The organism is Planococcus sp. CAU13 (assembly GCF_000775575.1).
Lineage (GTDB): Bacteria > Bacillota > Bacilli > Bacillales_A > Planococcaceae > Planococcus.
Genome location: NZ_JRGN01000196.1, coordinates 1 through 10,212, shown reverse-complemented (window position 1 = coordinate 10,212; position 10,212 = coordinate 1). Strand labels below are relative to the sequence as shown.

Annotated in this window: 8 protein-coding genes; 5 read left to right on the top strand and 3 right to left on the bottom strand. The window is 47.1% G+C overall.

The annotated features are described in order from the left end of the window. Window positions 1-129: 129 nt before the first annotated feature. Window positions 130-1,380 (bottom strand): S8 family peptidase, encoded by a 1,251-nt coding sequence (locus KW93_RS08695; RefSeq protein ID WP_033542609.1) that lies wholly within the window; start codon window positions 1,378-1,380, stop codon window positions 130-132. A 269-nt stretch (window positions 1,381-1,649) separates the two neighbouring features. Further along, window positions 1,650-3,086, bottom strand: a complete 1,437-nt coding sequence (locus KW93_RS08690) for an amidase (RefSeq protein ID WP_052131538.1) — start codon at window positions 3,084-3,086, stop codon at window positions 1,650-1,652. 242 nt (window positions 3,087-3,328) lie between these two features. Here KW93_RS08690 and cysK point away from each other — a divergent pair, with 242 nt between their 5' ends. The 3 genes from cysK to KW93_RS08675 all read left to right on the top strand — a co-directional run bounded on the left by cysK (window position 3,329) and on the right by KW93_RS08675 (window position 6,334). Next, a complete protein-coding gene (cysK, locus tag KW93_RS08685; protein WP_033542610.1) occupies window positions 3,329-4,246 on the top strand; it encodes a cysteine synthase A in 918 nt (305 codons plus the stop codon). Between the two features lie 286 nt (window positions 4,247-4,532). Next, window positions 4,533-5,672 carry a CapA family protein gene (locus tag KW93_RS08680; RefSeq protein WP_033542608.1) on the top strand — a complete coding sequence of 380 codons (1,140 nt, stop codon included), beginning with the start codon at window positions 4,533-4,535 and terminating at the stop codon, window positions 5,670-5,672. 32 nt (window positions 5,673-5,704) lie between these two features. Further along, window positions 5,705-6,334 carry a GyrI-like domain-containing protein gene (locus tag KW93_RS08675; protein ID WP_033542607.1) on the top strand — a complete coding sequence of 210 codons (630 nt, stop codon included), beginning with the start codon at window positions 5,705-5,707 and terminating at the stop codon, window positions 6,332-6,334. Window positions 6,335-6,394: 60 nt separating this feature from the next. Here the strand turns inward: KW93_RS08675 and KW93_RS08670 are convergent, their stop codons facing one another. Continuing rightward, window positions 6,395-7,240: a YitT family protein gene (locus KW93_RS08670; RefSeq protein WP_033542606.1), complete on the bottom strand. Its 846-nt coding sequence runs from the start codon at window positions 7,238-7,240 to the stop codon at window positions 6,395-6,397. A gap of 287 nt (window positions 7,241-7,527) precedes the next feature. Here KW93_RS08670 and KW93_RS08665 point away from each other — a divergent pair, with 287 nt between their 5' ends. Beyond that, window positions 7,528-8,745 (top strand): EAL domain-containing protein, encoded by a 1,218-nt coding sequence (locus KW93_RS08665; RefSeq protein ID WP_033542605.1) that lies wholly within the window; start codon window positions 7,528-7,530, stop codon window positions 8,743-8,745. A 303-nt stretch (window positions 8,746-9,048) separates the two neighbouring features. Beyond that, a complete protein-coding gene (locus KW93_RS08660) occupies window positions 9,049-10,104 on the top strand; it encodes an LLM class flavin-dependent oxidoreductase (protein ID WP_033542604.1) in 1,056 nt (351 codons plus the stop codon). Window positions 10,105-10,212 lie beyond the last annotated feature (108 nt).

Here is a 10,212-nt window from a genome sequence, read left to right as displayed (position 1 = left end):
CGGCTTATTGTGGGAACCTGGTCCAAAGCGTCAAAGCGTTATTAATATTTTTCTAAGTCTATCTTAATAAAAGAATACCATATAAAAACAGCTCCGGCGAAGCACCGGAACTGCCCTTGCTGTTAAATTTCATTGCACAGTTGCAAACCCGAAACCAGAGGCGATATCATCTCCAGTGCCGGCGCTTATGCCGGACCGGATGTCGTTCCCATACGCGCGGTGCTGCAATTCACCTCTGACATCCACATTCGATGCCGTCGGATACTGTGCCCAGATTTTTGCTGCCAGCCCTGCTGCATGAGGGGAAGCCATGGAAGTACCGCTGATCGTCGCATAGCCGCCATCATACCATGTAGAGTAAATTGCAGCTCCCGGAGCAGAAATCTCAACGTCACCTTTTTGGATCACATAATCTCCGGCAGTGCGGGTGTAGCCACGGGAAGAGAAATCCGCGACGCGGTAAGTGCCGTTCTGGAATCTGTTTTCAAGTGCCGCCACTGCCACTGCATTCACCAGTGCGCCTGGATAACCGATTGTTCCTTGACGTGAACCGGAGTTTCCTGCTGCCGCAATGACAAGCACGCCTTTATTGTATGCATAATTCACAGCATTCGTAATCAGGCTGCTTTCACCAGAAGATCCAAGCGACATATTGATGACCACTTTTGTGTTAAGGGCTGAAGCCTGATCAGCTGCATGGCGGATGGCCGCAGCAATGTCATCGGCGTAACCGGAACCGTTATCCCCCAGGACTTTATAAGCCCAGAGATCCGCATCCGGTGCAACGCCGTAGACGCCATTTCCTGATCCGCCGTCAGCCAGCGCTGAACCGGCAACATGCGTGCCGTGGCCCTGGCGATCTGTACAGCTGTTATTTGTAAAAGTTGTGCCGACAGTAAAATCTTTGCACTGCTCCACGTTATTGCGCAGATCCGGGTGGTTGATGATGACTCCCGTATCCAGAACCGCAATATTGATGCCAGCCCCGCCGCTTGTCCGGGTAAGGGTTGAATTATTATAAATTGCTTTGATGCCCCATGGAGTCGACTGGGAAGCTGCCATTGCGCTGTATTTCGCTTCCGGCTGGTCTGTGGCTGTCGCAATTTCCAGCTCAGGAACTTTTTCGACAGTCAGGTTCTTATTTTTTTGCAGCGCATTGAATTGTCTCTCGTTCATCTCGGTCGTAAAGCCTTCACCTTTGAAATCCCAGTGCACGCCGTATTGCTGTTTCGCATTACTCAGGTTTTTTTGATTGCCTGCATCCACCAGTACGCGGAATTTTTCATTTGCATTGCCGTTATCTGCGCTGACTCCGATTGCAGGCATCATCAAAGTGATTGCCAGCATGGCGGTTGTGAAAATCTTTCCTGACCTCTTCATACATCGATCTCCTCGTCCCTTAAGTGTATTATGGCAATAAACCCGGCAGCGCGGCGTCCCGCATCTCCTTTGCCACACCACTAACGTACCAGAAGAACAGCGCATGCGTAATTGGGAAAAAATTTGTCGAATTTTGGCGTTTCTCATTAAACGGGACAATCGTATAGGCATTAATAACCATTTAGTTTATCAGACAGTTTCCCGGCTATTCTTTTCACTTCAATAAATAAAAAATCCGCCCCTCAGCGGAGGCAGATTTTAAATAACTTCTATAATATGGCGCGTTTATAAGTCTGGAAATTCTGCTCCATCCATTCGCCGAGCTGGAACAGCGCCTCTTCATTGCCGTTGCGGCTGATCAGCTGAATGCCGATCGGCAAACCTTTCTCATCAAAACCGGCAGGCACTGTCAATGACGGCAACCCCCAGGTATTGGCGTAGGCAACGTAAGGCAGATATTGCCGGAAAGTTTTTCGGATCGAGAAAAGTTCCCGGTATACGGTGCCATGCCTTGGCGCCGTTTTATGGTAGACAGGCATGATCAAAATACGATTTTTCAGGTAATCGTCCAGTATATGGTCGCCGTGATGCAGAAAATCCCGGATTTTCACCACCCTTTTTCCGGATGGCTTATAGAGCGACGCGCCTATCAAAGCCCATGACAGATAGCGGTGCACTTCGGTTTTCCCGGTCAGACGCTCCCGGAAATATGAGTTATACAAATTCAACGATTTTCCGCCGTATGCTTCTTTCCGCGCATCTGCCGCTCCATCAATTGACATGATTTCCTGCCAGACAAGTGCAGAATCATTGAAGTACGGTGGCATTTCCCTTTCCGCTTCAAAAGACAAAGCGCTCGCACCGAAAATGGAATCCATTAAATTCCGGGTATGATCAGCCATCGGATAATCTGCAGCCGGCAGCACATTCAGTGTAAAGCCATCAAGATTTCTTTTCGGTACCGGATTTTCTGCAATAACTCCATACAGCAGCCTGGCATCTTTGACGCTTTTGGTTATGGGCCCGATTCCAAGCATTCTTTCCTGAAGTTCATTTTTCACTCCCGGGTAACTGCCTTGCTTTGAAACCTGGCCATTACCGGATTTAAAACCGACTACTCCATTAAAGTGGCTTGGAAACCGGATCGAACCCCCGATATCTGAACCGATCCCTGCAGCTGCTCCGCCTGCGGCAATCAATGCCCCTTCTCCGCCGCTCGAACCGCCTGCCGTCCGCCGCAGGTCACGGGGGTTGTTCGTACGGCCATATAATTTATTGTCGGTTTCCTGGCAGAAACAAAGCTCGGGTGTATTGCTTTTTCCCAGAATGATGGCACCTTGCTCTTTCAGCCTTTGGACCACTTCCGCATCTTTGTCCATGACAAAATCTTTTCTTCTGAGCAGGCCGCCGGTTGTTTTCATGCCGGCGACATCAAAGGCTTCTTTCATGCTGATCGGCACACCGAATAAAACCCCTGACGCCCCCCCTCTTTCCAGCAGGCCGTCTGCGATATCCGCTTCCGACAGCGCTTCTTTAAACCGCTCTTCAACAAGGCAATTCACAGATGGATTTATGCTGTTCAAATGGTCTATATAAATTTCCACGGCTCTGCGGGAAGATATTTTCTTTTCACTGATCAATTGCGCCAACTCTAAAGCATCCATGTCCAAAACCAAAGCATCCACCAACTCAGGGGGTTTAACCATACAAAGCGCCTCCGATTCATTTATTTAATTTATTATACTTTAAATTAACAAATAAAGGTATATTAATTAATCAAAAGTCTCAATTTATATATTTTAAATAGGTCTTATTCCTAAAATATCTTCTATTACGTTATACAAGATTCTATATTGCCAAAAACCAACTCTTGGCGAAGAAAGATGAAATATACTACACTTGAATGAAAACAATTCATCTTTATTGTCAGGAAAGGTTGTTGAATATGCTGAAACCCGCAAACAATATTATAGAACTGATTGGCGATACACCCGTCGTCAGATTAAACCGGATTGTTCCGGAAGGGGCAGCCGACGTCTATGTCAAACTGGAGATGTTCAACCCCTCGAAAAGTGTCAAAGACCGGGCGGCCGCCAATATGATTGCAGCGGCCGAACAGCAGGGGCTGCTGAAAGAAGGCTCCACCATCATTGAACCCACCAGCGGCAACACCGGCATTGGCCTGGCCATGGTGGCAGCAGCGAAAGGCTACCCTGCTATTCTTGTGCTGCCCGACAACGCCACTAAGGAACGCATCAATTTATTGAAAGCATTCGGCGCTGAAATAGTGCTGACACCGGATCACGAGAAAATGCCGGGCGCCATAAAAAAAGCGCTGGAGTTAAGATCGGAAATTCCCGAAAGTTTCATCCCCCAGCAATTTGAGAACCAGGCCAACCCGGATATTCACCGCACAACGACTGCGCTGGAAATAATGGAACAGATGGACGGCAGACTGGATGCTTTTGTCGCTTCTGCCGGAACTGGAGGGACAATTACGGGAACAGGTGAAGCTTTAAAGGAAAAGCTGCCGGATCTATTTATAGCCGTCGTGGAACCAAAAGGATCACCCGTATTATCCGGCGGCAAACCGGGCAAGCATAAATTGGTCGGAACAAGCCCGGGCTTCGTTCCCGATATTCTTAACACCGGAATCTATGATGAAATTTTTGCCATCGAGGATGAAGACGCCATCGATATTTTCCGGAGAGCTGCGCGGGAAGAAGGCATCTTTGTCGGCCCTTCCGCCGGAGCCACCATCTATGCCGCGATCGAAATTGCCAAGCGCCTCGGTCCCGGGAAACGAGTGCTGTGCATCGCGCCGGACACAGGCGAACGTTACCTGAGCATGAATCTATTCGAATAAGCGCTGCCATAAAAACGGATGCTGAAACCTTTCAACAGGTTTCAGCATTTTTTTGTCTTTTCTTTCGACCAATTTAAGTATTTCCATCCAAAAAAGCATTTATTTACGGCTTTATTGAATAAAAAGAACTAGTCAACATTTGGTTTATATTGTACTATTAGAGTAATCTTTAATTGAATTTTCACTATTATACTAATATTCAGTATACTTTTCATAAATATTTTCTCAATTCAATATTATCTCCTCTTTTTATGCTGTTATTTTGAAACCCTGGAGAGTGGTCCGTATGAACGCTATTCGCTGGTGCACCTGCTTTGCCCTGTTATGTACGGTTTTATTGATGGCCGGCTGTATTGCCGCCAGAGTTCCGGTTGTACTTATAATGGAAGAAACTGCTTTTGAGAAACGAAAATCTCCAGCTGAAATGCCGGTATTCCATGGAGTCCGCACCGCTTCCCTGTCGGCAGTCGGTGATATACTTCTTCACAGCACCGTTTACAATGCAGCGAAAACTTCTGCAGGATACGATTTTGGCCCCATGTTTGAAAAAGTCAAACCTTATATGGAACGGGCCGACATTACAACAGCGAACTCTGAAAGCATCATTGGCGGTTCTGCCATTGGGTTATCCACTTACCCCAGTTTCAACAGCCCTTTTGAAATTGGTGATGCTTTAAAGAATGTCGGAGTCGACGTTGTGGCCATGGCAAATAATCATACATTGGACAGAGGACAGCAGGCCATTGAAAATGCCATCCATCACTGGGATGGGATCGGCATGAAACGTACCGGATCTTATTTGTCTGCGGAAGAGCGTGAACAGCTGACGACGCTGTCGGCAAATGACATCAGCTTTTCCTTCCTGTCCTATACCTATGGCACAAACGGCATTCCCACTCCCGCCGGAAAAGAATATCTGGTGAACCGTATCGACAAAGAGTTGATCAAAGCAGATCTTGCGCGCGCGAAAGAACAATGCGATGTTGTCGTGCTGAACTTTCATTTTGGCGATGAATATCAGCCTCTGCCCAATGAATTCCAGCTGGAGCTCGCTCATTTTGCCGCAGAGAACGGAGCTGATATCATTCTTGGCCACCATCCGCATGTGCTGCAGCCGCCGGCCTGGATTGACACCGCTGATGGGCGCAGAGCCTTCGTCATTTATTCACTGGGCAATTTCCTGTCCGGCCAAAATGAAATACAGCGACAGATCGGCACCATACTGACAATCGAAGTGGAAAAGACAATCGGTCCTGAGTCATCTCAGATCACCATTAAAAACCCTGCTTTTACGAATACTTTCGTTAAAAATAAGAATTACAGCTGGTTTGAAATCGATCTGCTGAAAAATGTCCATCCTGATTTGAATGAAGAAGTGAAAACCCATCTTTCCAGATGGATCAGCGATCTGGCGTTCCATGAATAGATTTTACTGCTGTAAAAGAGAAGGAGGATTCCATGAAGCATGAATGGCGTAAAGCCGAAAAAGAGTATTATTTGCCGCCTTCTTCACCGGTTTTAAGCCAGATACCGAAACAGCGTTTTTTTGCAATCCAGGGAAAAGGCAATCCAAATGGAGAAGATTTCGCCAAACGCATTGAAGTCCTCTATTCCCTTGCGTATGCAATTCGTATGATGCCGAAGAACGGCTTCATGCCCCACGGCTATTATGAGTACACCGTTTATCCACTGGAGGCTGTATGGAGCCTGACCGAAAAAGGGAAACAACTCGACCACCTCGATAAAGATGAGTTTCTTTATACATTAATGATCAGGCAGCCGGACTTTGTTGATAATGGCACTGTAGTGAAAGCATTTGAAATTGCAAATCAAAAAGAACCGAATGAGCTATTGAATGAAGTCGTGTTTGAAGAATTCGAGGAAGGCTTATGTGTGCAGATTCTGCATGAAGGCCCCTATGACGATGAACCGGATTCCTTTGAAAGGATCCACCGCTTTCTGGAAGAAAACGATCTTCATCGCCGCAGCAAAAAACACCGGGAGATATATTTGAATGATTTCCGGAAAACAGCGCCAGCCAAATTGAAAACCGTTCTGCGCTGCCAGGTGGAAACGGTCATGCCCTGACCCGGCTTTCCTGAATTCAAAAAGCCGTTTCTCCCATATGAGAGAAACGGCTTTTTCCGGTTACGCGGCCGGAGTTTTTTTGAAGTTATCATCTTTGCGGAAATTGCCCATGACTTCCATTGTTTCGCTGATGCTGACAAATGCATTAGGGTCAATCGATTTAATCAGCGGCCGGACATACGCCAGTTCGTAACGGGAAATGACGGTATACAGCACTTTGACTTTATTGCCGGAATAGGCACCTTCCCCGTCCGTTACAGTAATGCCGCGGTATAGATTTTCAAGTAATTGCTGTTTAACTTCATCGCCTTTGCCGGTTACGACCGTCAGGCTGAGTTTGATGTGGCGCGTGTGAATCCGGTCAACGACAAGTCCGGTGATGTAAATCGAAGCCATTGTATACATCGCCAGTTCCCAGGAAAAGATGAACCCGGAAACGAATACGACCATGCTGTTCAATACAAACACCAGGAAGCCGAGTGGGATATCGCGCTTCATTGTCAGCAGCAGCCCGACTACATCAAAGCCCCCGGTCGAACCATAAAAGCGGATGATGAAACCGACGCCCACCCCGACCAGCACCCCGCCGAAAACGGAAGACAGCAAAGCGTCTTCCGTCACTTTCATAACGGGAATATACAGCATTGAAATCGATGTGACTGCCACAGAGAAAACGCTGTTGGCAATAAACAGTTTACCGAGCTTCATCCACCCGATGATCAGGATGGGGATATTCAGGACAAACAGCCAGAGACCCGCATTGATGGGTGTCATCAGACTAAAGATCATGGCAATTCCCGTCACGCCGCCTGACAGGATTTCATGCGGCAGCAGGAACATATTAAACGCAAAACCGAGCAGCAAAGATCCGGCAAAAATAATCAGCAAGCTATAAATTTTATCCATTCAAATTCCTCATTTCTCAATTATCATTCCGGTCAAAAATAAAAAAGCCATGCAGATGCATTTGGCTTTCTGAAAGCGATAGGACTTGCCTGTTGCTTACGGCACAATGTTTCAAATTATAGGGTATAGCGGCTGCGCAATGCAAGTTTGCGGCTCAAATTTCACAACAAATCAAAGGCACTCTATTGAAGGAGTTTCCCGCTGCGATACAGAATAGGACTTACATACGAGTTAGAGCATCCCCCAGCATAAAAAACGCCCATCTACAGACAAAGGAGGCGGATGGATTGGATCCATTGATGGTTTTAGAAAACCTGCATAATGTTAAGCCGATTTTTCAGCCGATCATCAGCGCTGTCAAACACACGATTATCGGTTACGAGGTTCGCGGCAGATTCTTCTACAAAGATGAATGGCGGAGTCTCGGCGAATTTTTTCAGAACTTTGATGTTCCTGAAGAATTTAAAATAGAGGTCGATACGCATCTTTTGAAATTGGCAATAGAAGAAATGCTGGATAACAGCAATGGCTGCAAGCTTTTTCTGTACCGGGATGCCAGGCAATTGCTGCTAACTGGCGGCGAAGAGTTCATCAGCACGCTGTTGGAATTCGAAGCGAAAGGATTTGCTCTCGAACGGATCGTGCTGGAGATTACGGAACATGCTTTTGAAAAAGATTTTGAGTCTTTGAATCATCTGCTTCTATATTATAAGACATACGGCATCCAAATAGCCGTCAACCATGTCGGTGCAAAAAGTTCAAATATCGATCGAATCCGCCACTTGAAACCCGATATCCTTAAAATCGATACGACTGTCATCCGCACCAATCGGCCGGATGAATTTCATGACATCGTTTATTCACTGTCGCTGCTGGCACGCCGCATTGGTGCGAAGCTGTCGTATGAGCATATCGAAGACAATCACCAATTGCATTTTGCCTGGAAACACGGCGGCCATTATTATCAGGGCTATTATTTGGCGAGGCCTTCGTTCAGCCTGATTTCAAACAGCTCCCTGCAGATTAATATCAGTGAGAGCATCCAGGGATTCGTTGATGCGGAAAAATTACTGATCGCAAAATGCCTTATTTTTTCATCCACCTGTGAAGAAATCCTGAAAAAGATGGCACCTAAATGGACCGGACCGGATCAGGCAGATGATTTCCTTAAATCTTTGGCCGCTCCTTTCGATCGGGAAAGCTTCCGGATGTATATCTGCAATGACAATGGGCAGCAGACTTCTTCCAATTACCGGAAACGCGGCGGAAAGTGGCAAATCGATACTGAGCAGAACGGCGCTCACTGGGCTTTCCGGCCCTATTTCCTCGAGAATATTATGCGGATGAAAAAATGGCCGCGCGGCATTCTTTCAGACACGTATTCAGATATTGAAACAGGTGAAATCGTGCGGACTTTCAGCTTTCCTTTATCTGCGGACAATTTTCTTTTCATCGACATAAGCAGTGATTTCCTTTATGAAAACGATTATCTGTTGCGGCGTTGAGCCTTTTGTTTAGTCAGCCAGCCGAAAAGGGTAATGTACACCATCTTACATCCAAGAAGGTGGGGTCATTATGCGCATGTCCTGTATGGGCAGTCTGCTCATTTCCATTATCCTGTCAGTAATCCTGACAATACTGTTGAACCTGCTGTTTTTTTAGAACAATAAAACACGCAATTGCAGCGGTTGAAGCCATCTCCCTCAATTTGAGAGATGGCTTTTTGCATTTTTCGGTTACCCGCCGAGCACTTGTTTAGTAAGTTCACTGAAGTTATAGCATAATAGATTTCAGAAAGGGTGGTTTTATTGGAAAAATATCGCATAAATCAGGACAAAGGACTGGAATTCGGCCTCTATACACTTGGCGACCATATCCCCAACCCTCACACAAAGCAGCGGATACCCGCTGGCCAGCGTCTCCAGGAAATCATTGAACTTGCCAGGCTTGCCGATCAGGCCGGACTCGATTTTTTCAGTGTCGGGGAGAGCCATCAGGAGTACTTCACCACGCAAGCGCACAGTGTCGTACTTGGAGCGATTGCCCAGGCAACCGAAAACATCAAAATCGCCAGCTCGTCGACCATCATTTCAACTTCAGACCCCGTCAGAGTGTTCGAAGATTTCGCGACGATCGATCTGATTTCAAACGGACGTGCCGAATTGGTCGCCGGGCGGGCTTCCCGCATCGGTTTGTTCGAGTTATTGGGTTATGACATCCGCTATTACGAAGAGCTGTATGAAGAAAAGTTTGAGTTATTGCTGAAAATCAGCCGCGAACAATCCGTCGACTGGGAGGGTCGCTTCCGTGCAAGCCTGCGTGATGCGCAGGTGATTCCACGTCCCCAGGATGGTTCGATGCCGATCTGGCGCGCTGTCGGAGGCTCCCCTCCAAGTGCCATCAAAGCAGGAAACGCCGGCGTGCCGATGTTTCTGGCTACACTTGGGGGCCCGGCAATGAGCTTTAAAAACACGATAGACGCATACCGGGAAGCTGCAGAAGCAAGCGGATTCGATTCGTCAGCCCTGCCTGTTTCAACCGCCGGTTTTTTCCACGTTGCGGAAACGACCCAGCAGGCATTGTCCGAATACTATCCGTATATTAATGAAGGGATGAAAGTGACAAACGGGCGCGGGTTTCCCGAATACCAGTTCATGCACGGAGCTGACAGCCAAAGCGTCATGAACATCGGCAGCCCGCAACAGGTCATAGAAAAAATTCTTTATCAATATGAATTATTCGGCCATCAGCGCTATATTGGCCAAATGGATTTTGGCGGCGTTCCGTTTGACCGCCTCATGAAAAATATCGAAATGATCGGCAATGAAATCCTTCCGGCAATCCGGAAATATACCGGTAAATAAGAAAAGCGCAGGCGCCCGTTTAGATTCAAAAGGCATAAGACGATTTGGCGAAGCGGCACTTTTTGCCACGTAACTGGGTTGACTTATATCCCGAAGAGCTAGGCACTG

Excerpts from the sequence above, each read along its gene's own strand:
- KW93_RS08670 (WP_033542606.1), bottom strand. The coding sequence starts at position 7,240 with ATGGATAAAATTTATAGCTTGCTGATTATTTTTGCCGGATCTTTGCTG.
- KW93_RS08675 (WP_033542607.1), top strand. The coding sequence starts at position 5,705 with ATGAAGCATGAATGGCGTAAAGCCGAAAAAGAGTATTATTTGCCGCCT.
- KW93_RS08695 (WP_033542609.1), bottom strand. The coding sequence starts at position 1,380 with ATGAAGAGGTCAGGAAAGATTTTCACAACCGCCATGCTGGCAATCACT.
- KW93_RS08690 (WP_052131538.1), bottom strand. The coding sequence starts at position 3,086 with ATGGTTAAACCCCCTGAGTTGGTGGATGCTTTGGTTTTGGACATGGAT.
- KW93_RS08680 (WP_033542608.1), top strand. The coding sequence starts at position 4,533 with ATGAACGCTATTCGCTGGTGCACCTGCTTTGCCCTGTTATGTACGGTT.